The organism is Cytobacillus sp. (genome assembly GCF_032154635.1).
Taxonomy (GTDB): domain Bacteria; phylum Bacillota; class Bacilli; order Bacillales; family Cytobacillaceae; genus Cytobacillus.
This window is the reverse complement of the sequence record NZ_JALDXW010000026.1, coordinates 36671-62140: the sequence shown is the minus strand read 5'-3', so window position 1 is coordinate 62140 and position 25470 is coordinate 36671. Positions and strand designations below refer to the sequence as shown.

At 38.2% G+C, this 25470-nt stretch carries 22 protein-coding genes and 1 other RNA gene; 20 read left to right on the top strand and 3 right to left on the bottom strand.

The window, feature by feature from the left end; all coding sequences use genetic code 11:
• Window positions 1–78: 78 nt before the first annotated feature.
• Window positions 79–348 (bottom strand): site-specific integrase, encoded by a 270-nt coding sequence (locus RUH74_RS16960; RefSeq protein WP_313802094.1) that lies wholly within the window; start codon window positions 346–348, stop codon window positions 79–81.
• Window positions 349–1057: 709 nt separating this feature from the next.
• On the opposite strand from RUH74_RS16960, the gene RUH74_RS16955 reads away from it, so the two are divergent.
• The 11 genes from RUH74_RS16955 (at window position 1058) to eno (ending at window position 13252) form a co-directional block, all read left to right on the top strand.
• On the top strand, window positions 1058–1687 hold the full coding sequence (locus RUH74_RS16955) for a hypothetical protein (protein ID WP_313802092.1): 630 nt from the start codon (window positions 1058–1060) through the stop codon (window positions 1685–1687).
• A gap of 769 nt (window positions 1688–2456) precedes the next feature.
• On the top strand, window positions 2457–3356 hold the full coding sequence (locus RUH74_RS16950; RefSeq protein WP_313802090.1) for a helix-turn-helix domain-containing protein: 900 nt from the start codon (window positions 2457–2459) through the stop codon (window positions 3354–3356).
• Window positions 3357–3508: 152 nt separating this feature from the next.
• Complete coding sequence (locus tag RUH74_RS16945; protein ID WP_313802089.1) at window positions 3509–3658, top strand: hypothetical protein; 150 nt, start codon at window positions 3509–3511, stop codon at window positions 3656–3658.
• A 518-nt stretch (window positions 3659–4176) separates the two neighbouring features.
• Window positions 4177–5508: an RNA polymerase factor sigma-54 gene (gene rpoN, locus RUH74_RS16940; RefSeq protein WP_313802088.1), complete on the top strand. Its 1332-nt coding sequence runs from the start codon at window positions 4177–4179 to the stop codon at window positions 5506–5508.
• Window positions 5509–5521: 13 nt separating this feature from the next.
• The gene (locus RUH74_RS16935; protein WP_313802087.1) at window positions 5522–5779 is read left to right on the top strand and encodes a glutaredoxin family protein; all 258 of its coding nucleotides are present in this window, start codon (window positions 5522–5524) and stop codon (window positions 5777–5779) included.
• Between the two features lie 116 nt (window positions 5780–5895).
• Complete coding sequence (locus RUH74_RS16930) at window positions 5896–6918, top strand: sugar-binding transcriptional regulator (protein WP_313802085.1); 1023 nt, start codon at window positions 5896–5898, stop codon at window positions 6916–6918.
• Between the two features lie 45 nt (window positions 6919–6963).
• Window positions 6964–7971, top strand: coding sequence for a type I glyceraldehyde-3-phosphate dehydrogenase (gene gap, locus RUH74_RS16925; RefSeq protein ID WP_313802083.1), 1008 nt, complete (start codon window positions 6964–6966; stop codon window positions 7969–7971).
• Window positions 7972–8159: 188 nt separating this feature from the next.
• Window positions 8160–9344 (top strand): phosphoglycerate kinase, encoded by a 1185-nt coding sequence (locus tag RUH74_RS16920; protein WP_313802081.1) that lies wholly within the window; start codon window positions 8160–8162, stop codon window positions 9342–9344.
• Between the two features lie 307 nt (window positions 9345–9651).
• A complete protein-coding gene (gene tpiA, locus RUH74_RS16915) occupies window positions 9652–10401 on the top strand; it encodes a triose-phosphate isomerase (protein WP_313802079.1) in 750 nt (249 codons plus the stop codon).
• The gene (gpmI, locus tag RUH74_RS16910; protein WP_313802077.1) at window positions 10394–11929 is read left to right on the top strand and encodes a 2,3-bisphosphoglycerate-independent phosphoglycerate mutase; all 1536 of its coding nucleotides are present in this window, start codon (window positions 10394–10396) and stop codon (window positions 11927–11929) included. Before tpiA ends, gpmI begins: the two co-directional genes overlap by 8 nt.
• A 27-nt stretch (window positions 11930–11956) precedes the next feature.
• Entirely contained in the window at window positions 11957–13252 is a 1296-nt protein-coding gene (eno, locus tag RUH74_RS16905) for a phosphopyruvate hydratase (protein ID WP_313802075.1), read from the top strand.
• 152 nt (window positions 13253–13404) lie between these two features.
• Here eno and RUH74_RS16900 read toward each other — a convergent pair whose 3' ends face one another.
• Window positions 13405–14364, bottom strand: a complete 960-nt coding sequence (locus RUH74_RS16900; RefSeq protein ID WP_313802073.1) for a nuclease-related domain-containing protein — start codon at window positions 14362–14364, stop codon at window positions 13405–13407.
• Window positions 14365–14516: 152 nt separating this feature from the next.
• On the opposite strand from RUH74_RS16900, the gene secG reads away from it, so the two are divergent.
• The 9 genes from secG (at window position 14517) to RUH74_RS16855 (ending at window position 24258) form a co-directional block, all read left to right on the top strand.
• Window positions 14517–14750: a preprotein translocase subunit SecG gene (gene secG, locus RUH74_RS16895; protein ID WP_313802071.1), complete on the top strand. Its 234-nt coding sequence runs from the start codon at window positions 14517–14519 to the stop codon at window positions 14748–14750.
• A gap of 92 nt (window positions 14751–14842) precedes the next feature.
• Window positions 14843–15589, top strand: coding sequence for an alpha/beta hydrolase (locus tag RUH74_RS16890; protein WP_313802069.1), 747 nt, complete (start codon window positions 14843–14845; stop codon window positions 15587–15589).
• 21 nt (window positions 15590–15610) lie between these two features.
• Complete coding sequence (gene rnr / locus RUH74_RS16885; protein ID WP_313802067.1) at window positions 15611–17959, top strand: ribonuclease R; 2349 nt, start codon at window positions 15611–15613, stop codon at window positions 17957–17959.
• 602 nt (window positions 17960–18561) lie between these two features.
• The gene (smpB, locus tag RUH74_RS16880; protein ID WP_313802065.1) at window positions 18562–19029 is read left to right on the top strand and encodes an SsrA-binding protein SmpB; all 468 of its coding nucleotides are present in this window, start codon (window positions 18562–18564) and stop codon (window positions 19027–19029) included.
• A gap of 254 nt (window positions 19030–19283) precedes the next feature.
• Window positions 19284–19643, top strand: a transfer-messenger RNA (tmRNA) gene (gene ssrA / locus RUH74_RS16875).
• A gap of 683 nt (window positions 19644–20326) precedes the next feature.
• The gene (locus RUH74_RS16870; RefSeq protein ID WP_313802063.1) at window positions 20327–21361 is read left to right on the top strand and encodes an ABC transporter permease; all 1035 of its coding nucleotides are present in this window, start codon (window positions 20327–20329) and stop codon (window positions 21359–21361) included.
• A 1-nt stretch (window position 21362) separates the two neighbouring features.
• The gene (locus tag RUH74_RS16865; protein ID WP_313802061.1) at window positions 21363–22049 is read left to right on the top strand and encodes an ABC transporter ATP-binding protein; all 687 of its coding nucleotides are present in this window, start codon (window positions 21363–21365) and stop codon (window positions 22047–22049) included.
• Between the two features lie 152 nt (window positions 22050–22201).
• On the top strand, window positions 22202–22882 hold the full coding sequence (locus tag RUH74_RS16860; protein WP_313802059.1) for a response regulator transcription factor: 681 nt from the start codon (window positions 22202–22204) through the stop codon (window positions 22880–22882).
• Window positions 22879–24258 carry a sensor histidine kinase gene (locus tag RUH74_RS16855; RefSeq protein ID WP_313802057.1) on the top strand — a complete coding sequence of 460 codons (1380 nt, stop codon included), beginning with the start codon at window positions 22879–22881 and terminating at the stop codon, window positions 24256–24258. The genes RUH74_RS16860 and RUH74_RS16855 overlap by 4 nt, the downstream gene beginning before the upstream one ends.
• 325 nt (window positions 24259–24583) lie before the next feature.
• Here the strand turns inward: RUH74_RS16855 and RUH74_RS16850 are convergent, their stop codons facing one another.
• Entirely contained in the window at window positions 24584–25078 is a 495-nt protein-coding gene (locus RUH74_RS16850) for a hypothetical protein (RefSeq protein WP_313802055.1), read from the bottom strand.
• Window positions 25079–25470: the final 392 nt, after the last annotated feature.

The following is a 25470-nucleotide window of genomic DNA, read 5'->3' as shown; positions in this document are numbered from 1 at the left end:
ATTTTATCAATTTTAGGGTTAATTAATGTGGGTTCGATTCCTGCCGAGGGCGCTATAATATTGTTAAAGATGGGTTTTTCAAGTATTTCGGTTGAGGGTGTTCGCCTTTTGTCCGAGTATATTGAAAAACCCATCTTTATTTGTGCCGCCAAGACGTGCCCTAATATAATTTATGTCAGCAACTCCAGATTCCCACAAGACAGTTTCATGAGTATGCCTAAACATATGTAGGGTAACGAGCATTAGTTCGTGACGTTTGCATAAGGTTCTGAGCATATCTGCATAGTTTGGCATCTTTACCAATTCTCCAACTGAATTGATAATTAAAAACTTGGGTCGCTTTTTCATTTTCATAACCCACTCAGAAAGAAATTTATTCCATTCTTTCAATTGTAAGGGCACCAAGAGCAATGAATCGTTCACCACTTTCTCCTGTTTTGGTGATTAACTTTACTACTTAATTCTCAGTCTCTCTAACAAGTGCTTTATCGATATTTAACGTTCTAGCTTCCATATTATTATATCGTTTAATGTTAAGGAATAAATTTTCCCTATACGGGCTTCTGTAGCGACTAAAAGATGAGTTATATAGTAGTGAGGATATTCAGCTAACCAGCCTGTTTAGAAAATTTAATAATTCAAGATATTATTCTAACTCAAGAACTATCTTTTTTGTTTTAACTCTTTTTAATTTTTGGTAACTAACCCTTGATGCGGGGGGCTTATGTCCAGTGCCTCTTCAAATGCTCGCCAATAGTTGCGTTCATACACTGAATAGTTTCTAGTAATCTTTAGATAAATCATTAAGGACGTGCATCGTCCTTTAAACCCATATACTGATTCTATCACTTCAATTCTTTGTTGACGCTAGGATGATATAGCTTTTTTGCAAGATGTCCATTTGAAGTATTTACATGAAAAGTAAGCAAAGTGTGTGCTATAAAATCATAATGTGAGATAAATAGGTTGAATTAATAAAGTTTTTGATTCATCCAATCTTTGTCTAAATCATAATCATATAATTATTTATGAAGAATAATTATATGAGGTGATTGATATGAGCAGCAATAATCAACCTTTTCAGGGGTGCTGTCCACTTAGTTCGGGTTCAAAACCGCCAAGGCTACCAAGATTAATTGGTCCTCCTGGGCCACAAGGACCACAGGGACCACAGGGACCACAAGGACCACAGGGACCACAAGGACTTCAAGGACCACGAGGACTTCAAGGAGAACAAGGCCCAGGTGTAACACCTGCATTCGGTTCATTGTATGGGGATAATACAATCAGAGAGGTTATGGTTGGTGGACTTATAGAGTTTGATCCACCTGCTGGCCCCAGTTTAAATACAGTGCCAAGTCCCGCAACGAATTCTATTGCTATCCAAATGAATGGTATTTATGAAATTAGCGCGGACATCACTGTAATTTTAGAATCCGGAGAATTCGGAGGGTCAGCAGCATTCTGGATTGAAGGTAGTTCCACTGGTGTGATTGTTGGATCAAGATTCGAGGCTTTTATTGGCAGCCTACAAGGGAATACTCTTATGGATGTCACGATAGGAAGGACAGTCCAAACAAATTTAATTGCAGGAGAAACGGTGTTTATTAGGACAGTGTCTGGGTCTGGGACTGGTAGTGCTCAATATAGATCTGGATCGCTCACTATAAATCGTATTGGATCATAAACATAGTAATTGAGAAGGAGATTAGTTAAACCAATAAATAACCCAAACATAGTACTATTTTAATGAATGAGTAGGATGATGTCATATTCCGAGAAGTTAGTGAAACCAAATAATAGACCAGTTAAATGAAAAATAGCTAGAAATTGTAACGATTTCTTGTTTAATAATTTTGCTTTAGAAGGAGTTTCATACCTTAGATTTTTTTGGGTTTTTACTGTTTTTTGATGTATTTGTATCATTGAAATTCCATAGGTACTGGTATTTTTGAAGGGGGATAGATTGGAAATCGTTTCCGATTTATACCTGTTAATTCCGCCAGATAATTTGATTGTTTTTAAGTAGGTTTCCTTTTAACAGATCTTATATTGAGAAATTAATAAATAATTGGATCAAAACTATAAATAATCTTACTAAAGTACCTTTATTGGGTGCTTTTTCTTTTGCCAAAGAAAGTAATGAATCTTAAAAAGAAAAAATGCACTAATTAAATTTACCTCTGTAAATATTTTGATGTTTTCGGTCATACTCTTAAATGATGTGGTTTAATGAGTTTGTACGGAACGTATTAAAACGTTTTGTTCCAGCCACTTTTTGTGTAAAAAAGAAATTATCGGTCTGATTAAAATTAGGCAGGCCGTCATTTACATGCTTGGTTGTGGGCAGATGCTCATGAATGTTTTTAATGTTCATTTTTAAGAGATGAATAAGTGATAATAGAAGATATAATAGATATGAGATGGAGAAAATTACTTAAAAAAGGGTGGGGGCTTTGGACGAATATCAAATTGGCGAGGCAATCAGAAGTTTAAGAAAAATGTCGGGTTTAAGCCAAAAAGATTTATCTGAAGAAATTTGTACCCAAGCACAAATTAGTAAAATTGAAAATAACAATGAAATACCTTCAGCGATCATCTTATATAAAATAGCGAAAAGGCTTGGAGTGGATATGAACTATTTCTTTGATGTAGTAGAGACCCCTAGACTAGATTATGTAAATGAAGTAAAAGAAATGATCAAGAACTTAAAAAGGGAAAGAAATTATAAAAAGATATTGGAAATTATTAAAAGTGAAAAACGAAACCCTTTATTTCAAACGAAAGAGAACCAGCAATTTTTCTTATGGCACGAAGCAATATGTATTCATTATATAGAAAATAGACCAGAAACTGCTGTAGATCTCCTGGACTATGCTTTTTCTTTAACAAACTCACATAATAAAAAATATTATTTAGAGAGTGAAATCGAAATATTGAATAGCATTGCAATCATTCAAAAGGATATTCATCTTTATAAAGAATCAGAAAAAAATTTTAGAGAGGGTTTAAAATTATTAAAGTACATTCCTCAAGTAAAGGATAAGCTAATTGAAATTCGTTTGATCTATGGATTATCAAAAATATTAACAGATACGAAACGATATGAAGAATCTATGAATTATTGCAAAAAAGGGATAAAAAAATGTAAAAAACAAGAAACATTGTATTTGCTAGGAGAACTGCATTATCAATACGGGTCAAACTGTGCAAGGTTGGGAAAAGAAAAAAAAGCTGAGGAATTTTTTGAAAAGGCGATTCAAATCTTTGAAATACAAGAAAATTACGTATACATAGATTTGGTGAATACGTATAAAAAGAGATTATTGAGTTATGAGTTATCGGAAAATTTGTAAATTATTGTCGAAAGTATTCCAATAATTATATTAATTTGTAAAAATTGAAGATAAAATGAGCGTAGAGAATGTATCGGAGCAATAATGAGAGACTAGCTATTATTCAGGGTTGAAGGATATTTGGTAAAGTTCTATTAAAAGGAGGGAACAAAGTGAAAAAAATAAGATCTTTTGTCGTAAGTGCAATTGTTTTTGGGTGTTCAATAGGAATAGGAGCCAATCATATTATACCTTTAGAACAAGGAGCTAATCAAAATCTTAGCCCGGTAATAGTAACGTTGGATTTACCGGATCAGCATTAAAAAAATAGATAATTACCTAACAGATGTATGAGTGGACAATCTCTAAAACTTATTTCAAAATAGTAAACTAAATTTTATCTGTCAATATAAAAAGAGATTTCTACCCTGTTATAAATAATGGGGAGTAGGAATCAAGCAGACATGGAAGAGACTTGGGTCAGTTTATTTGAGTAAGAAAAAAAGTACCTATAGTAGACTTTACTACAAAGAAAGAAAAAATCTACACTTATTTCATTCACCTATAGTTGTAAGGCTGTATACTCCCCCTATAGTAAAACCCTCTGGCTTATGTGTCTACAGGACAATTAGCCAGAGGGTTTTCAGGTTAAGTGAGGAGAAAGTATAGTTTGCATGTTACTTAAATAATTGAAGAATCTTCTATATTATTATAAAGTGATTGAAGTATCCACTTCATCACTTTTTTGTTTTGAACAACTCTGCAAGACTTCCCTATGCCAATATTTTTCCATACAACATTCCTTCGCCTTATTGTAAAATGAACACGAGGGGGGATTAAGATGAACTTACAAGCAGGATTATGGCAGCAGCAGACTTTGAAGCTAACAATGACGCAAGAGCTGACGCAGGCAATTGCCTTACTGCAATATAATGCACAGGAGCTTTCTGCCTTCCTAGAGAATAAAGCATTAGAGAACCCTTTACTGCAGATTGAGCCCGGCAATGTGCAAGCGATGGACCCCCGGAAGGATCGAGTGAAGCCTACTCGAAAGAAAGTAGATAAAGATAAGCAAAACTGGATTGAACAGATTGGAGAAAAAGTGACTTATTTAGATGAATATTTAACGTCACAGATTGATCTCAATCGATTAACTATAAATGGAAAAAAAGTATTTGATTATTTAATTGAGTGTATTGATGAAAACGGTTACTTCCGTGCGGAGGTAAGTGAGGTAGCCGCTCATTTTAATATATCGGAAGAAGAAGTATATGAACATCTTAAACTACTGCAAGGATTAGAACCCGCTGGGATAGGTGCCCGGAATTTACAGGAATGCCTCTTATTGCAATTACAGCGATGTGAAAAAAGAAATGTACTCGCAGAAGAAATCGTGGAAAAGCACTTCCTTCCTTTTGCTGAAAAGAAATGGAAGGACATATCAAAAGCGCTCAGCGTAAAATTAAATGAGATACAAGAGGTATTCGATTTTATTCAAACGTTAAATCCTAGACCAGCTTCCTTCTTTCAACACGAAAAGTCTGCTTACATAGTGCCAGATGTTGTGATTAAATGGGATGGGGAATCCTTTACTGTAAGCATATTTGATGAGGCGCTGCCGAAAATTAGTTTTAACAGCGAGTATTATAAAAAGTTCTCTTCCAATCAAGATAAACAAGTCAATCGCTTTATTCAGGAAAATCAGCAGGATTATCAATGGATCATGAAGAGCATTGAGCAAAGAAAAGAAACATTAACAAAGGTTTCCTTGAAAATAGTAGAAAAACAGCGGGACTTTTTTATGAATGGGCCTGCATACTTACGCCCGATGACAATGAAGGAGATTGCAGATGAACTTGAAATTCATGAGTCAACAGTCAGTCGAGCGGTTAGAGAAAAGTATGCACAAACTCCTTTTGGTACGTATGAATTAAGATCTTTCTTCTCAAGCACGATAAAGACTACATCAGATGAGAATACCTCATCGAAGCAAGTGAAGACGATTATCAGCCAATTAGTGGAGGGTGAGAATAAGCAGAAGCCATTATCTGATCAGGAAATCGTTCGTTTACTAGAAGAACAAGAAGGGATGGTTGTTTCGCGAAGAACGATTGCGAAATACCGGGATCAGCTCGGAATTCCTTCTTCATCGAAAAGGAAACGCTATGAATGAAGGGAGAATAGCCGTGAAAAAACGTACACTTGTGCTCTATACACGCAGCCGCTGCTCATTATGTGATAAGGCAAAAAAAATCATTTTGGAATTAAAGGAAGAATGGGAGTTTATCCTTGAAGAAATAGATATTGATACGAGTGATGAATTGACGGAAAAGTATGGAATTATGATTCCGGTTGTTGAAATTGATGGGGAAGAAATTCAATATGGACAAGTTGATTATCTAACCATTAGTGAAGCGTTTTCAGAAAAAAGTAAATCTTTTTAATTGAATTCAATCATTCCTCCTGTTAAAATGAATGTATAGCAGGAGTGATTTTTTTTGCTTCAATCGGGACATAATATGTCTACGAGGGACTAAAAGTGTCCAGGAGGATAAAATCAATGTACTCATTAATTGATGTTCAAAAAAGATTATTGCCTGATTTATTAACCATTATGCAAAAACGCTATCATATTCTACATTACATTGGACTAATGGAACCTGTAGGCAGAAGAAGCTTGAGTCTGAGTTTAGGCTTAACAGAAAGGGTATTAAGAAGTGAGGTTGAATTTTTAAAAGACCAAAAGCTGATTACCTCTTCAACCTCAGGGATGAGCCTAACTTCTGATGGCAAGGATTTGCTTGATAAGCTAAGCAGTGTTATTAGAGAAATCTCAGGAATTAGTGAGATGGAGGAGAATTTGCAGCGTAAGCTGGGCATTCAGAAGGTTATCATTGTCTCTGGTGATTGCGATGAATCGCCGTGGGTGAAACCAGAACTAGGCAGAGCTGCTGCCAATCGGATGAAATCCAATCTTACAGGGGAAAATATTATTGCTGTAACAGGAGGCTCAACCATTGCAGCCGTGGCGGAAATGTTAACACCTGTAGAAGCTTCGCAAAGCTGTCTTTTTGTCCCTGCTAGAGGAGGAATAGGTGAGGATGTAAAAAATCAAGCCAACTCCATTTGTGCAGCAATGGCTGACAAAACGGATTCTAAGCATCGTGTCTTATATATCCCGGATCAAGTGAGTCAGGAAATGTATGAATCCATTAGTAAAGAACGGGAAATTAGCGAAGTTCTGAAACTAATAAAGTCAGCAAGCATGGTTTTACATGGGATTGGAGACGCTATTACAATGGCAGAGCGCCGAAAATCAAGCAGCGAAGATCTAGCAAAAATTAAAAGTGCACAGGCGGAAGGGGAGGCTTTCGGCTATTATTTCAATAGAAATGGCGAGGTCGTTCATAAAGTTCAAACGATTGGACTCCAGCTTCAGGATCTTTCTGCTATTCCGCATGTTATTGCAGTTGCAGGAGGCAAAACAAAGGCAAAAGCAATTGCCGCTTATATGAAACAAGCACCGCAATCAACAGTGCTAGTTACGGATGAAGGCGCTGCGAAATGTTTATTAGAAGGGTAATTACCCTTTTTCAATATAATTTATCCTACAAGGGAGGAAGTTAAAATGGCAGTAAAAGTTGGAATAAATGGATTTGGAAGAATTGGTCGTGTCGTTTTTCGGGCAGCATTAAAGAACCCTAATATAGAGATTGTCGCAGTAAATGATTTAACAGATGCAAATATGCTGGCACATCTTCTAAAATATGATTCTGTTCACGGAACATTAAACGAAGATGTATCTGTTGATGGAGATTATCTTGTAGTAGGCGGACGTAAAGTAAAAGTTATTGCAGAACGTGATCCTGCTCAGCTTGGATGGGGAGACTTAGGTGTTGAAGTAGTTATTGAATCAACTGGTCGTTTTACGAAGCGTGAGGACGCAGCGAAGCATTTAGAGGCGGGAGCAAAGAAAGTCATTATTTCTGCACCTGCAACGAATGAAGATATTACAGTCGTTATGGGTGTAAACCATGATAGCTATGACCCAGCAAACCATCATGTAATTTCCAATGCATCATGTACAACAAACTGTCTTGCACCTTTTGCTAAAGTGCTGAATGATAAATTTGGCATTAAGCGTGGAATGATGACAACGATTCACTCTTATACAAATGACCAGCAAATTCTTGATTTGCCGCATAAAGATTACCGTCGTGCCCGTGCGGCAGCTGAAAATATCATTCCAACAACAACTGGGGCTGCCAAAGCTGTTTCCCTTGTATTGCCTGAATTAAAGGGCAAATTAAATGGCGGAGCTGTACGTGTCCCAACGCCAAACGTTTCATTAGTTGATTTAGTTGCTGAATTAGAAAAAGAAGTGACAGCTGAAGAAGTAAACGCAGCATTTAAAGAGGCGGCTGAAGGTGAATTAAAAGGCATCTTAGCATACAGTGAAGAACCGCTTGTATCTTCGGATTACAATGGAGACGCTGCTTCATCAACCATTGATGCCCTATCTACAATGGTAATGGAAGGAAGCATGGTGAAGGTCATTTCTTGGTATGACAATGAAAGCGGCTATTCTAACCGTGTAGTAGACCTTGTAGAATACATCGCAGAAAAAGGCTTATAAAATTCCCCTGGAATGTTTTAAACATATTGGAAATTGAAAGTGCAAACGTCTATAATGATATATGGTAAAGGGGAGCGGGGAACAACCCCCTCTCCTTTTTCTATGATGAGTTTTCGCAATTTTTTTTGCTTAGTGAAGAACAAAGCAAGTACTACTTATTTGTAAAAAAATGTGGGGGTCATTTTGCGATGAACAAAAAAAGCGTTAAAGATGTGGATTTAAAAGGGAAAAAGGTATTTTGCCGTGTGGATTTCAATGTACCGATGAAAGATGGCAAAGTGACTGATGAAACACGAATCCGCGCTGCACTGCCAACGATTCAATACTTAACAGACCAGGGAGCAAAAGTAATTTTAGCCAGCCATCTTGGGCGTCCAAAGGGACAGGTTGTCGAGGAACTGCGCCTGACACCGGTCGCTGCTCGTTTATCTGAGCTTCTTGGGAAAGAGGTAAAAAAAGCAGATGAGGCATATGGAGATACGGTTAAAGAAACGATAGAAACAATGAATGAAGGAGATGTGATGCTTCTTGAAAATGTTCGTTTCTATCCAGGCGAGGAAAAAAATGATCCAGAGCTAGCAAAAGCCTTTGCTGATTTAGCTGACATTTATGTGAATGATGCGTTCGGTGCTGCACACCGTGCACATGCTTCAACAGAAGGAATAGCTCATCATCTTCCGGCTGTATCAGGACTTCTAATGGAGAAAGAGCTAGATGTGTTAGGTAAGGCTTTATCTAATCCTGAGCGCCCATTTACAGCGATTATCGGTGGGGCAAAAGTAAAGGATAAAATTGGCGTGATTGAAAATCTGCTTGATAAGGTAGATAACTTAATCATTGGCGGCGGCTTGGCTTATACGTTCGTAAAGGCAAATGGCCATGAAATAGGAAAATCACTTTTAGAAGAAGATAAAATAGATTTAGCAAAATCATTTATGAAAAAAGCGCAAGAAAAGGGAGTTAACTTTTATATGCCTGTTGACGCTGTCATTGCTGACGATTTCTCTACGGAAGCAAACACAGAAACGGTGGCAATTGAAGACATTCCAGCTGATTGGCAAGCGCTAGATATCGGACCAAAAACGGCTGAAATCTACAGTGATGTGATCCAAAATTCCAAGCTAGTCATTTGGAATGGACCGATGGGTGTGTTTGAATGGGATAAATTTGCTGGCGGAACACGAGCTGTGGCGGAAGCTTTAGCAGAAGCAAACGATACATATTCTGTCATTGGCGGTGGAGACTCAGCAGCAGCTGTAGAAAAATTCTATCTTGCTGACCGTATGAGCCATATTTCCACTGGCGGCGGTGCCTCCTTAGAGTTTATGGAAGGCAAAGCTTTACCTGGTGTAGTCGCGCTAAATGATAAATAGAAAAGCGGAAGCGGCTGGACCAGGGGCGACAAGCATAAGGCAGTCCAGCAGGAAGGTTGTACTTTACCCTTCTTGATGGAATGACTTATGACCTCGAGCCCCTAGCCGCAGGAGCTGGACAAAGAAAAGCGGAAGCGGCTGGACCAGGGGCGACAAGCATAAGGCAGTCCAGCAGGAAGGTTGTACTTTACCCTTCTTGATGGAATGACTTATGACCTCGAGCCCCTAGCCGCAGGAGCTGGACAAAGAAAAGCGGAAGCGGCTTACCTCTGTTTAACAAAAAATTTTGCATGAAAGGATGTACCATATGCGTAAACCAATCATTGCAGGTAACTGGAAAATGCATAAAACTTTACCGGAGGCGAAAGCTTTCTTAGATGAAATCACTGGCTCTATCCCAGATAAGGATAAAGTAGAAACGGTTATTTGTGCGCCAGCTTTATTTTTGGGGCGCTTAGTAGGCTCAAATGTGGGCATTGGTGCACAAAATATGCATTTTGAAGAAAGCGGTGCTTTTACGGGGGAAATTAGCCCGGTGGCGTTAGAAGAAATCGGTGTAAGATATGTCATTCTCGGTCATTCTGAACGCCGTGAAATGTTTAATGAAACAGATGAAGCAGTAAATAAAAAAACATTGGCTGCTTTCAAGCACAATCTAACTCCAATTGTATGCTGTGGAGAAACGCTTGAACAACGGGAGAATGGCGAAACCATGGCGTTTGTCGGCTCACAAATAGAAAAGGCATTGCAAGGCTTGACTGAAGAACAAGTAAAACAAACAGTTATTGCTTATGAACCAATCTGGGCGATTGGAACAGGGAAATCTTCTACTGCTGAAGATGCGAATGAAGTATGTGCCCATATTCGCCAAGTGGTGAAAGAGCAATTTTCAGAAGCGGCTGCAGATGCTGTACGAATTCAGTATGGCGGCAGTGTAAAGCCTGGTAACATTAAAGAATATATGTCCCAGCCTGATATCGATGGCGCTTTAGTAGGAGGCGCTAGCTTAGAAGCACAATCGTTCCTGCAATTATTGGAGGCAGGGCAATATGAGTAAGTCACCTGTTGCATTAATCATCCTGGATGGCTTTGGGCTAAGAGATGAAGAAAAAGGAAATGCCGTTTCACATGCAAAAAAGCCAAACTTTGACCGCTATTGGAATACCTATCCCCATGCAACCTTAACTGCTTGCGGGGAAGCAGTCGGTTTGCCAGAAGGACAAATGGGAAATTCAGAGGTAGGACATTTAAACATTGGCGCAGGCCGTGTGGTTTATCAAAGCCTTACAAGAGTAAATGTAGCGATTCGTGAAGGCAAGTTTGATAAAAATGAAACCTTTTTAAAAGCCATTAACCATGTAAAGAAAAATGGAACAAGTCTCCATTTAATGGGCTTGCTTTCAGACGGTGGTGTGCACAGTCATATTAATCACCTTTATGCGCTTCTGCATTTAGCTGCAGAAGAAGGTGTTGAAAACGTCTATGTTCATGGATTTTTAGATGGACGGGATGTAGGTCCCCAAACAGCAGAAAGCTTTATACATGCGGCTGAGGAAAAAATGAAGGAATACGGTGTCGGTGAATTCGCCACAATCTCTGGCCGCTATTACTCTATGGACCGGGATAAGCGCTGGGAACGTGTAGAAAAGTCATACCGCTCGATGGTTTACGGCGAAGGTCCGAGCTACTCGAATGCGATTGATTTAGTTGAGGATAATTATCGGCATGGAATCTTTGATGAATTCGTCATCCCTTCGGTTATTACTAGAGAAAATGGGGAACCAGTGGCAACAATTCAAGACAATGATGCAGTGATATTCTATAATTTCCGACCAGATCGGGCGATTCAAATTTCGAACACGTTCACGAATAAAGATTTCCGTTCGTTTGATAGAGGTCCGAAGCATCCGGATCATCTGTTTTTCGTTTGCTTAACGCATTTTAGTGAAACAGTTGATGGCTATGTTGCATTTGAACCAAGTAACCTAGATAATACGCTTGGAGAGGTATTGTCACAAAATGGCTTGAAACAGCTGCGAATTGCAGAAACAGAGAAATACCCGCATGTTACCTTTTTTATGAGCGGCGGGCGTGAAGCGGAATTTCCGGGTGAAAAACGGATTTTAATCAACTCACCTAAGGTTGCTACATATGATTTAAAGCCGGAAATGAGTGCTTACGAGGTAACAGATGCCTTGATAAAAGAGATAGAGGCAGATCAGCAGGATGCAATTATTCTAAACTTCGCTAACCCTGATATGGTTGGGCATTCTGGGATGCTTGAACCAACAATTAAGGCAGTAGAAACAGTTGATGAATGCCTTGGAAGAATTGTTGATCTTATTGTAGAAAAAGGCGGAAAAGTGATTATTACTGCAGACCACGGGAACGCGGATGAAGTGATTACATTAGAAGGACAGCCGATGACCGCACATACAACGAATCCAGTACCCGTGATTATTACGCAAAATGGTGTACAGCTTCGAGATAACGGCATTCTTGGAGATCTTGCTCCAACGATGCTAGACCTTCTTGGGCTTGAAAAACCAACTGAAATGACAGGGACTACGTTAATAAAAAAATAAAAGCTGAAATTAAAGGAGAGAATGAATATGCCATTTATCCAACATGTATATGCTCGTGAAGTTTTAGATTCTCGCGGAAATCCGACAGTTGAAGTAGAAGTTTTAACAGAATCAGGATTCTTTGGCCGCGCAATGGTCCCATCTGGTGCATCAACTGGTGAATATGAAGCAGTGGAGCTTCGTGACGGAGACAAGTCACGCTACCTTGGAAAAGGTGTGCAAAAAGCAGTAGACAATGTGAACAATTTGATTGCTGATGCTGTAATTGGCATGGATGTAACAGATCAGGTAGGCATCGACCGCACCATGATCGAACTAGATGGAACAGAGAACAAGGGCAAACTTGGTGCAAATGCGATCCTTGGTGTATCAATGGCTTGCGCACATGCAGCGGCAGAATCAGTAGGTCTTCCATTATACCGCTACCTTGGCGGATTCAATGCGAAGCAGCTCCCGACTCCAATGATGAACATCATCAACGGCGGATCTCATGCAGATAACAATGTGGATTTCCAAGAATTCATGATCATGCCTGTTGGCGCACCTACTTTTAAAGAAGCCATCCGCATGGGTGCGGAAGTATTCCATTCTTTGAAGAAAGTTTTATCTGGCAAAGGCTTGAATACAGCTGTAGGTGATGAAGGCGGATTCGCTCCAAACCTTGGTTCAAACCGTGAAGCATTAGAAGTAATTATTGAAGCAATCAAGAATGCTGGATACGAAGCAGGCAAAGATATTTATCTTGCAATGGACGTTGCTTCATCTGAGTTCTTTAACAAAGAAACAGGCAAATATGATCTTGCAGGCGAAGGCCGCACAGGCTTAACTTCAGAAGACATGGTCAACTTCTATGAAGAGCTCGTAAACGAATTCCCAATCATCTCTATTGAAGATGGATTAGATGAAAACGACTGGGAAGGCCACAAGCTTCTTACTGAACGCATCGGCGGAAAAGTACAGCTTGTAGGGGATGACCTATTCGTTACAAATACGAAGAAATTAGCTCAAGGCATTGAGCAAGGCGTAGGCAACTCCATTCTAATTAAAGTAAACCAAATCGGTACATTAACTGAAACTTTTGATGCGATTGAAATGGCGAAGCGTGCAGGCTACACAGCTGTCGTTTCTCACCGTTCTGGTGAAACAGAAGATGCAACAATTGCTGACATCGCTGTTGCAACAAATGCAGGCCAAATCAAGACAGGATCGATGTCCCGTACAGATCGTATTGCGAAATACAATCAGCTTCTTCGCATCGAAGACGAGCTTGGCGATTTAGCAGTATATGATGGATTGAAGTCTTTCTATAATTTGAAGAAGTAAATGAAGAGGGCGGCCATTGTGGCCGCCTTTTTGTTGTTTGGCGAATATAATTGTTGTGACGGCGAATATAATTCATTTTTGTCCAATATATCGAGGTGGACGGCGAATATATCATTTTTTTGTCCAATAAAAGCTGCATGACAGCGAATATCTTACTGAGGATGGTATACTCTCCCTTTGTTTGCTCCCGAACTTGGCAGATTCATTCGCATAAGCAGCTTGGATGCCATATCTACGGATGTTAAATGTGTAAATTCGCGAAATTGCTTGTTAGACATCGTTGAATTCATCAAGAGAAAGAAATCTTTTACTGCTTCAACATGTGCATTTTTATCAAAGCACCCACATTTTTCGCAAAACCACTTTCTCCGTAAGCGAACCATTCCAAATGATAGGCAACTTGGACATTGTACCCCCTTTATCACCTCTGATTTTGCTAACCCATATTTCAGCAGAATATCCTGATTACTTGGAACATGACTTTTAAGCAGCAGCTTACATAATTTCCTCATGCCCTTCCTATCTATTACATCATTTTTATACACTCTTTCCATTTCATTCAGACGTTCCAGCAGATAATACCCATGTACGATCTTTTTCAAAATGGATGGATTACGAGAATTGGATTTTATAATCGTTGAGGGGCTGCTGAAGGCAACTAAATAATCGATGGGAATCTGAGAGTAGCCATGACTGCTAAGAAATGTGGTTAGTTGCTGCTGATGCCACCTGGCTTGAACAAGGGGATTATGAAAACCTTCTTCTTTATCATTTGCTGTTCGAATAAGTTGGTTAAACGAATCTTCAAGAAGTAAAGTACCGTAGAAATTCTTGCATTCGAGGATAAACGCTAGACGGCGGCTGAGAATGAGGTAATCGATTTGAAAATAGTGATGACCGCTGGGAAGACGAAGATCATGAAAAACAAAATAATCTTTTTCAGGCAGAAAATCTAAGTAATAGGATATTGCTCGTTCCCCATTATAGCCAGCTTGCCTTTTTCTTAGATCTTCCTTTATTTCAGTATTCCTAGCATGATCTGCAGGTATGCGCCGTATCAATGCCTCCAACTTTAAAATACTGCTTGGTTTCGATATCTCTTTTAAAATCAAAATAATCACTCCTTTTCCAAATAGATTTCGATACTAAGTAAAGCATTCCTTCAGTGCAATATGACCAAATTCTGAATTCTATTGCCAATAAAACACAACTATGATAAAATTAAAAATACTGTAAAAGGTTCGTTTTCAGGAGGTGGGCTTTTATGCATGCACTATTAATCACACTATTGGTTATTGTATCTGTCGGACTTATTGTTGTCGTACTTCTGCAATCAGGTAAAAGTGCTGGTCTATCCGGTGCCATTTCTGGGGGAGCAGAGCAGCTTTTTGGAAAACAAAAAGCACGCGGGCTGGATCTAATTCTTCACCGCATTACGCTGGTTCTTGCAGTCTTATTTTTTCTTTTAACTATTGGAGTATCCTATTTCGCGTTATAAAAAATTGCCTGGCCTTCATTAGGTCAGGTTTTTTTCGTTGGTTTTGTTAAAAATAGTAGATAATGAATTTTACATAAAGGAGTATTAAATAGATGAAAATTGTTACACCAAAGCCGTTTACTTTTGGAAATGGAAAAAGGGCGGTACTGCTGCTGCATGGATTTACGGGGAATACAGCGGATGTACGAATGATGGGACGTTTTTTAGAGGGAAAGGGCTACACATGCCATGCGCCTCAATACAAGGGACATGGGGTACCTCCTGAGGAGCTTGTTCATACCGGACCTGAAGACTGGTGGAAAGACGTTATGGATGGATATGAATTCTTGAAAAATAGCGGGCATCAGGAAATTGCTGTTGCAGGGCTATCATTAGGAGGCGTATTTTCCTTGAAATTAGGTTACACTGTACCTGTTAAGGGAATTATCCCTATGTGTGCACCCATGCATATAAAGAGCGAAGAAGTAATGTATGAAGGAATTCTGCAATATGCCCGACAATATAAGCAGCTGGAGGGGAAATCTGAGGCGCAAATTGAACAAGAGATGGCAGACTTTCAAAAAACGCCGATGAACACCTTAAAAGCGCTTCAGGAGTTAATTGCAGATGTTCGCAATCACGTGGATATGATTTATTCTCCTACTTTCGTTGTTCAAGCGAGAGATGATCATATGATCAATACGGAAAGTGCGAACATTATTTTTAATGAAGTGGAAGCGGATTTGAAAGAAATCAAATGGTTTGAGGAATCAGGACACGTGATTACACTTGATAAAGAACGGGACCAGCTTCATGAGGATGTGTATCAGTTTTTAGAAAAGCTAGATTGGGAAGAATAAAAGAAAAGGAGGGGATATTGAATGGAAAATAATATCCAAAAGATAATAGATAAGCTCCTGTACTACATGAAGGATGAGGCATACAAGCCGCTTACTGTACAGGAAATGGAATCCGCATTTGGAATCGAGGATTCTTCTGATTTTAAAGATTTTGTTAAAGCGCTTGTGATGATGGAGGAGAAAGGCCTTGTCGTACGAACAAGAAGCAATCGCTACGGCTTGCCAGAAAAGATGAATCTCATCCGCGGGAAGCTGACAGGACATGCAAAAGGCTTTGCTTTTGTGATTCCAGATGAGCCGGGAATGGACGATATATTTATCCCGCCAAATGAAACGAATAATGCAATGCATGGAGATATTGTTCTAGCACGTGTTAGTTCAGAAACCTCAGGTCAAAGAAGAGAAGGCACGATTGTACGTGTTCTAGAGCGCGGGATTACGCAAATTGTCGGAACGTATACAGAAAGTAAAAATTTTGGGTTCGTTCTCCCTGATGATAAGAAGTTCACCAGTGATATATTTATCCCGAAATCAGCTTCTCTTGGCGCAGTCGAAGGCCATAAGGTAGTTGTTAAGTTAACAACCTATCCAGAAGGCAGAAAAAGTGCAGAAGGGGAAGTCGTACAAATCCTTGGTCATAAAAATGATCCGGGTGTTGATATTCTTTCTGTTATCCATAAGCATAGTCTTCCAATGGAGTTTCCAGATGAAGTGCTCGAGCAAGCAACCAATACGTCTGAAACCATTGATCCAAGTGAACTGGCAAATCGGCGGGATTTAAGAGATCAAACGATTGTCACGATTGATGGGGCAGATGCGAAGGATTTAGATGATGCGGTCACTGTTACGAAGCTTGAAAATGGCAACTATAAGCTGGGTGTACATATCGCAGATGTTACCCATTATGTTCGTGAGGATTCAGCGATTGACCGTGAAGCAGCAGATCGTGCAACAAGTATATATTTAGTTGATCGCGTCATTCCAATGATTCCTCACCGCTTATCAAATGGAATATGCTCATTGAATCCAAAGGTAGACCGGTTAACACTATCATGTGAGATGGAGATTGCTCCTGGTGGAGAGGTCGTTTCGCATGAAATCTTCCAAAGTGTGATTAAAACAACGGAGAGAATGACTTATTCGGATGTGAATAAAATTCTAGAGGATCAAGATGAAGAGCTTATGCAACGGTATGAGCCGCTTGTCCCTATGTTTCAGCTTATGGAAGAACTTGCACAAATTTTACGAAGCAAGCGAATGAAGCGTGGGGCTATTGACTTTGATTTCAAAGAAGCAAAAGTCATTGTTGATGAAGAAGGCAAGCCAAATGATGTTGTTATTCGTGAACGTTCGGTTGCTGAAAGACTAATTGAAGAATTCATGCTAGCAGCAAATGAAACTGTAGCTGAGCATTTTCATTGGATGGAGGTACCATTCATCTATCGAATCCACGAGGACCCGAAGGAAGATAAGCTAAGAAGGTTCTTTGAGTTTATCATCAATTTCGGTTATATCGTGAGAGGAACAGCCAATTCAGTCCATCCTCGTGCCCTGCAGGAAATTATCGAGGAAGTCCAAGGAAAACCAGAGGAAATGGTTGTTTCAACGGTCATGCTTCGCTCGATGCAACAAGCAAAATACGATCCAGAAAGCTTGGGTCACTTTGGGTTATCAACAGAATTTTACACCCATTTCACATCACCGATTCGCAGATACCCGGATTTAATTGTCCACCGATTGATCCGTACGTATTTAATTGAAGGCAAGCTCGATCAAGCAACAAGAGAAAAATGGAATGCACAGCTTCCTGATATTGCCGAGCACTCTTCAAATATGGAGCGGAGAGCAGTCGAAGCAGAACGGGAAACGGATGAACTGAAAAAAGCGGAATACATGGAAGATAAAATTGGCGTAGAGTATGACGGGATTATTAGTTCAGTCACAAACTTTGGAATGTTTGTTGAGCTTCCGAATACAATTGAAGGCCTCATTCACGTTAGCTATATGACGGATGATTATTACCGCTACGATGAGCGCCATTTAGCAATGATCGGCGAGCGGACTGGCAATGTGTTCCGCATAGGTGATGAAATTACCGTCCGTGTTGTAAAAGTGAATAAGGAAGAGCGTTCAATCGATTTTGAAATTGTCGGCATGAAAGGGACGCGCAGACTGGAAACAAAGGAAAAGCCGAAGATTTTCCGAACTGGAAGCAGCGAACGCAAACCGCGTAAAGGCAAATCTGACCAAGCCGCTGGAAGTCGCAATCGCACAGGCACAGGGTCTAGCGATGGAAAGAAAAAGCCGAAAAAGTCGAGAAAATACTACGAAAATGCACCAATAGCAAAGCGGAAAAATAAGAAACGCTAGTCCGCAGGTATTTGGGCAAAGATAAGTCGCTATGAGAATAGAAAATGAGGGCACATGGTTGAAAATGTAGTAACCATGTGCCCGTGAAGAGTGAAGAAAGGTGAGATACGGTAACAAGAGAGGTTGTCTTGTGTCCGTGAAGAGAGAAAAAGTTGAGACTACGGTAACAAGGGAGGTTGTCTTGTGCCCGTGAAGAGAGAAAAAGGTGAGACCGCGGTAACAAGAGAGGTTGTCTTGTGCCCGTGAAGAGAGAAAAAGGTGAGACCGCGGTAACAAGGGAGGTTGTCTTGTGCCCGTGAAGAGAGAAAAAGGTGAGCAACGGTAACAAGAGAAGTTGTCTTGTGTCCGTGAAGAGTAAAAAAGCGAGAAGGTGGTAAAAGGAGAAGTCGACTTGTACCCTTCAAAAGAAAAAATAGAAAATAGGATCACAAGAAAAGAAACCGTTAACTAAAAAGAGCCAATACTAGTAAGGCTTTACCTTAGATTGGAAAGGCTATTCATTGAGTGACCTCTATTTTTTTGGTACAATATAAAAAACTTTATTCTATCTGACAGCCCCCAAAAACGAACTGACAGATTAGAAGAGGCAAGGGGGAATGGCAATGCCAAAAGGCGCAGGGAAAATGATCGCGCAAAATAAAAAGGCCTATCATGACTATTCTATAGAAGAGACATACGAAGCCGGGATAGTCTTGCAAGGGACGGAAATTAAATCAATCCGCCAAGGAAAGGTTAATTTGAAAGATTCCTATGCTCGGATTGAAAAAGGGGAAGTTTTTTTAATAGGGATGCACATTAGTCCTTATGAACAGGGCAACCGCTATAACCATGATCCACTCCGAGAAAGAAAACTGCTTCTGCATAATAAAGAAATTAGCAAGCTAATTGGAGAAACGAAAGAAATTGGCTATTCTCTTGTCCCATTAAAGCTTTATTTGAAAAATGGGTATGCGAAGGTGTTAATCGGTCTTGCAAAAGGGAAAAAGAAATACGACAAGCGTGAGGATTTGAAAAAGAAAGAAGCCAAACGTGAAGTAGAGCGTGCTTTCAGAGAAAGACAGAAAATGTAATTACAAAAACTTACAATTGAATTTATCACTATCTATGCTATAATAATAAATGTCACAGCGAGTGACAGTAACAGGCTCAGCTACTTGAACATTCCGGATGTCGTCAGCGTGAAAAATTCGCTACACATCATTGGAAAAAAGCGGCAAGAAGGGCGAGGAAACGATTGAGGAAGCACCGGAGCGTACGTAATTTGTACGTGAGGATGCTGACGACTTTCGTTGACGAAGAGATTCGCCGCCGATTTTTTTACAATGGGGACGCTACGGATTCGACAGGGATAGTTCGAGCTTAGGTTGCGAGTCGAGGGGATCGGCCTCGTTAAAACGTCAAAGCCTATAACTGGCAAACAACAAAACAACTTCGCTTTAGCTGCTTAATAGCGCTTAGCGGTTCGTCCCTCCATTGCCCATGTGGTAGGGTAACGGACTCACTTTAAGTGGGCTACGCCGGATTCCACCGTCTGAGGAAGATGGAAGAGAACAACCAGACTAGCTGACTGGACGCCTGTCGATAGGCAGAAGGGTTCAGCGAAATACGAATATGTCGACTACACTCGTAGAAGCTTAAGTGCCGATATTTCTGGACGAGGGTTCGACTCCCTCCGTCTCCACCAAATACATATTTGGTGGTTTTTTATTTTTTGTTGTGACGTAGAGCATAAGTTTTCCGTTTGGAAAGCTTATGCTTTATTTATTAGGCAGCAGACTTATGCTTTAAAAAATAAGTTGAGTTAATATCTTTTATCGAGCTTCGTTGCTTCAATAAGAGGCACTGCTGTACTTGCCTTAAGAAACACTGACCAACCAGAGGCGTGGAAGTTAGTTGTGATTTCTAATAGTATTAACTAAATAGCTACTTCTGGTATACCGATTAAGTGTATAAAAGCTAAAGAATAATCAAGGGCTTTTAAACATCTAGCTAGTTGAACCGCATTCCCTTTTATCGATAAAATGAAAAAAGTTCATTAATTTTAAAAGCTTAAACAAGCATAACCCCGTTCTAATTTAGGATGGGGTTATAAATATAGTAGTTTAATTTTCGATTGAAGATCGCTATTGAAGTAAAGCTAACCGTTTGTTTAAGTATATTTATTCACAATCATTTTCAAACCATGTAACAGAAATAGGCGCTTTTGTTCACATATATAATAATCTCGGTTCTCCAATAAAGTAACAACTACTCATTGTTCATTCAAAATCATTTCAAATTCACTTTAAATGTAAATTACTGTTCATCTTCCGTTCATATTTGATTTATAAACTATGGATGTCAAGAAGGGATTGGAGGAAATTAAAGATGAACATGGCTTGGCAAGAAATCAAGAAAAATAAAGTAAGATTTTTGATTTTAGGTTCAATTGTTTTTCTTGTTAGTTTACTTACTTTTATTATTTCTGGTTTAGCAAATGGTCTATCACAAGACAATGCTGCCTTAATTAAAGATTTACCAGAAGGACAATTTTATATGAATAAAGATGCAGATAAAACTTATAATCTGTCAAGAATAGATAGCAGTATACAAGATAAAATATTAAACAAACAAAAAGATGCTGTAGCATTCTCGATTCAAATGGGTTTCTTAAATGATGAAGCTGACAAACAGCAAAGCGTCGCCTTTGTTACATCCACTGATTCAAAGTTATTTAAAAATGTGAAAGAGGGGGAAATTATATTAGATCGCTCATTGGAGGATAAAGGTATAAAGGTTGGAGATACCTTAACTAATAATCAATTTAGTGGTGAGTTTATAGTAAAGGGCTTTGTTGATCAAAAGAAATATAGTCATGCCCCTGTTGCTTATATAAACATAAAGAATTATCAAGAAATTTATCGAGTTATGGAAATGCAATTAATTTTCATCCCAGGAGAAGATTCTTCTAAAGAATTTATGGGATTACAATCATTTTCAAATAAAGATTTTCTCCATTCAATTCCAAGTTATAACGCAGAACAAATGTCTTTAAATATGATTGTTTGGTTTTTAGTTGTCATTAGTGGAATGTTATTTGCTATTTTTTTCTACATGATGAACGTTCAAAAAATTGGTTTATACGGTATTTTAAAAGCAATTGGCATAAAAACAAGCAGACTATTCAAAATGATGTGGACACAAATGCTCTATATTACAATAATTGCCCTTATTATGTCTATTTCACTTAGCCAAGTTTTTAATATGATTGCACCTAAAGGAATGCCTTTCCATTTAACCATTGAAACAACATCACAATTATCTATAGTATTCCTAATTATCGGTTTTATTGGAGCTACACTCTCAGGTATACAAATCAAAAAAATAGAACCATTACAAGCAATCCAACAAGGAGAGGCTTGATATGACAATTTTTACACTTGATGAAGTAAGAAAAACATTTACTAATGGTGAAGTAGAGGAAGAAATACTAAAAGGAATTAACCTTTCTCTTAAAGAAGGAGAGGTAACAGCATTAGTGGGTGCATCAGGCTCTGGTAAAAGTACACTCCTTACAATAGCTGCCGGACTTCAGCCAGCATCAAACGGACACATACTATTTGAAGGCAAAAATATGGCTGCCATGAGTTCCGAGGAAGTTCGAAAAGTACGAGCAAGTAAATTTGGTTTTGTATTTCAATTTGCACACCTTGTTCCTTTTCTCACAGTAGAAGAACAACTAATGCTAATGCTAGATGTGTCTGAATCAGCATTAAGCAAACAAGCAAGAAAAGCAGAAGTTAATAAAATTCTACAATTAGTTGAAATGGACCATAGGAAAAATGCTTACCCCTCTTCATTATCAGGTGGGGAGAAACAAAGAGTTGCAATCGCTCGTGCAATAATCCATAAACCTAAAGTTCTATTTGCTGATGAACCGACTGCAAGTCTAGATTCAAAAAGGTCTAAAGATGTTATGTCATTAATTCGAGGTTTAACTAAAGCGTTGAATATTACTACATTAATGGTTACCCATGATGAAGAAATGCTTTCATATGCTGACCATGTCATCAAAATGAGTGATGGAATGGTTTTGCAAAGTAGAGATTAAATTTCTACAAATACTAGATAATGTATGAATATTAGTAAAATGTAAATGAACAGCCTACACATGTTTACGGGGCTGTTTATTTGTTATGATTTATTAAATGTATTTTTAATTGAAACAGAAAACTAATATTTTGCTTAATAGGAGAATACAAAATGACAACTATTCTAATTGTAGATGACGATATCAATATTTTACAGCTAGTAAATATCCACTTATCCGAAGCTGGGTATAAAGTAATTCAAGCACAAGACGGCACTGAAGCATTAAGAGTTCTTAATAGAGAAGCATGTGATTTAGCAGTAGTGGATGTGATGATGCCTTTTATGGATGGTTATGCATTAACAAGGGAGATTCGAAAGAAATATGATATTCCAGTTATCCTTTTAACAGCTAAGAATCAAATTGAGGATAAAGAAGAAGGATTCAGATCAGGGACGGATGATTATCTGGTCAAGCCATTTGAACCAAGAGAATTAAACTTTAGAATAGAAGCTTTATTGCGACGATATGATAAACAATCAGATGAGTCTATTATTCGCTTAGGGAGTACAACTATAAATAAAAAAAACTATGAGGTTCAAATTGGGGATCGAACTATCCTTTTACCCTTAAAAGAATTCGAACTACTGTATTTTCTGGCTTTAAATCCTATACAAGTATTTTCTCGCGATCACCTAATAGTACATATTTGGGGTTTGGATTATGAAGGGGATGAACGAACTGTAGATGTTCATGTGAAACGATTAAGGAAACGTTTTTCTAAATTGACGGATGATTTTCAAATTAAGACAGTGCGTGGGGTTGGATATTCGCTGGAGGCAAAGCGCAGATGAGATCTTTGTATGTAAAGTTTGTAGTGATTACCATTGGAATTATGATTTTTAGTGGGATCTTTGCTTTTTTAATCTCCAATACGTATTATCAGCAAAAGTTAAAACCTTATAATGATCAAAAAAACACAAAAATTGCATTAGATATTGCTGAATTTACCAAAAACCATCCCAATATAAATCTTAAAGAGTATTTGGATAATATCTCCTCCATGGGGTACCAAATTTTCTTGGTTGACAATTCTGGAAAGGAAATTTATTTTGGTGCACCTTTTAGGGAAAATACTCTGTCTACTTCCACTAAGGAGCAAGTATTAAACGGTGATATTTTTCATGGTATTCTAAATTTCCCACAGGAAACATTTGTCACAGGTTTTTTTGCAAATGAATTGAAGAATACGATAGGTGTACCGTTAACACATAACGAGGAAAAGTATGCTCTTTTCCTTAGACCGGACATTAAACTCCTTTTTAACGAGATGCATATTTTATTTGGGTGGCTACTAGCATTAACGATTATTCTGAGTATCGTTATGGTTATTTTTAGTACAAAATATTTAGTTAATCCAATCTCAAAACTTACAACAGCCACAAAATCACTCTCTTATGGTAATTTCAATGTTGATCTTGATATTACCCGTCATGATGAGTTAGGAGAACTTTCATATAGTTTTTTACGAATGGCCAGTAAACTGGAGCAAATGGATGATATGAGGAAAGAGTTCATCTCGAATATTTCTCATGATATACAGTCGCCTCTATCCAATATAAAAGGGTATACAAACCTGTTGGAAAATGAATCAATAAGTACAGAAGAAAAAAGAAATTACATTTCTATCATTAATGGGGAAATTAATAGGCTCTCTACATTAACGAAACAATTATTACTTCTTGCTTCGTTAGATAGTGATGAGGATATTATGAAAAGAAAGCCATTTAATGTTGGGAAGCAAATTAAGGAACTGGTACGAAACTATCAGTGGCAAATAGGGCAAAATGGGATTACGCTCGGGTTTACATTACCGGATGTAGAAATCACTGGGGACTCGTCTTTACTTCATACGGTTTGGGACAATCTGTTAACTAACGCCATCAAATATAATAAATCGAATGGCAGTATTGAAATATCGATTGAAGAGAAAGAAAAATCGGTATTGGTAACTTTTGAAGATACGGGGATTGGATTGGATGATAAAGAGAAGGAAAGAATTTTTGATCGTTTTTATCGAGTAGATACCGCACGGACGCGTTCAGTTGAGGGAACAGGATTGGGACTATCAATTGTTGCTGCGATTGTTAAACTGCATAGCGGTCTGATTCATGTGAATAGTAAGGAAAATGAAGGAACTACCTTTGTTGTTGAATTGCCTGTAAGTTAGTATTATTTTTTATTTGTGTCATATAAGACCCTGCAAATCAACCTATTGGTTTGCATCCCCCCTTTTATAATCATTTGTTCATATTCAGGAAGTACATTATAGAAACTACCTTATCAAGACCTAAATCAAGAAACGTCATAAAAAATAAGGAGTTATGCAAAGTATGCATGACGAATATTGTCGTTTTAAAATAAAGTTTGATTAAAATGCCTTCGTAAACTACATTTTATGATAAATAAAAACAATCCATTTTGAAAATTAGTTGATCAAAATGGATTGTTGAAGATAGGGATTTAACTAAAGCTCCCCCTTTAAAACTCCTTCTTTAATTGGATGTCAAATCAAATTCATATTGGCCAAAGAGATCTTCAAACCCTCTTACTCTAAACAAAAGTTTCCCCTTATTATCAATTCCAGTTACATCTAATAAAACTACTACCTTACTAGGTCTATAAGAAGGTAAATAAGCAAGGGTTTCAACATGTGTCTCAATCTTGTTAATGGGATATTGCAAATATAAACTCCGATCACTACCAGCGCCATTTATATGACGGCTATATATTCTAGTGGTTTCTCCAGGTTCTAATTTATTGACACTACCTAAACCCTGATGCACATCATAGGTAGGATCAAATGAAAAAAAGAAATTTAAATCCGTTATTTCTTGTTTGCTTAAATTATCAATTTCTATTGTCACACCATTCTCATACTTATAAAATTCTCCTTGCCCAACCCTTATAATTAAGTAGTAAAATCCGAACAAAATCAAAAAAAAAGAAATAATCCCGATTATTGTGTATTTAAGTGTTTTCTTATTCACTCTTTCCACTCCTATTATGGAACTAACCTGCCCAAGATTTTAGGTACATTACTTCAAAACTCTATCCATATTTTAACATGAATATCTAGATTTCTTTAGAGCGGTTGTTCAATTAAATGGCCCTTTTGATTAAGAAAGACGCTATCCTTATTTCAGAATAGCGCCCGTGGGACTTGATCCCGTCCGCAAACTGTTCACTTCCTACTTGTATAAGCATGTTTCAGGCTGGTTGGTATGAAATACTCTAAATATAAAACGCACAATGATGCCCTAATTTACCCCCTGCAACATTTGCATTTTATTTTAATCATCTTATTAAGTATAATCCATCCATGTATTTCCTTTTGTTCATCAATATGTTCAGACTGGATTCTTGACTTCAAAAAAACCCC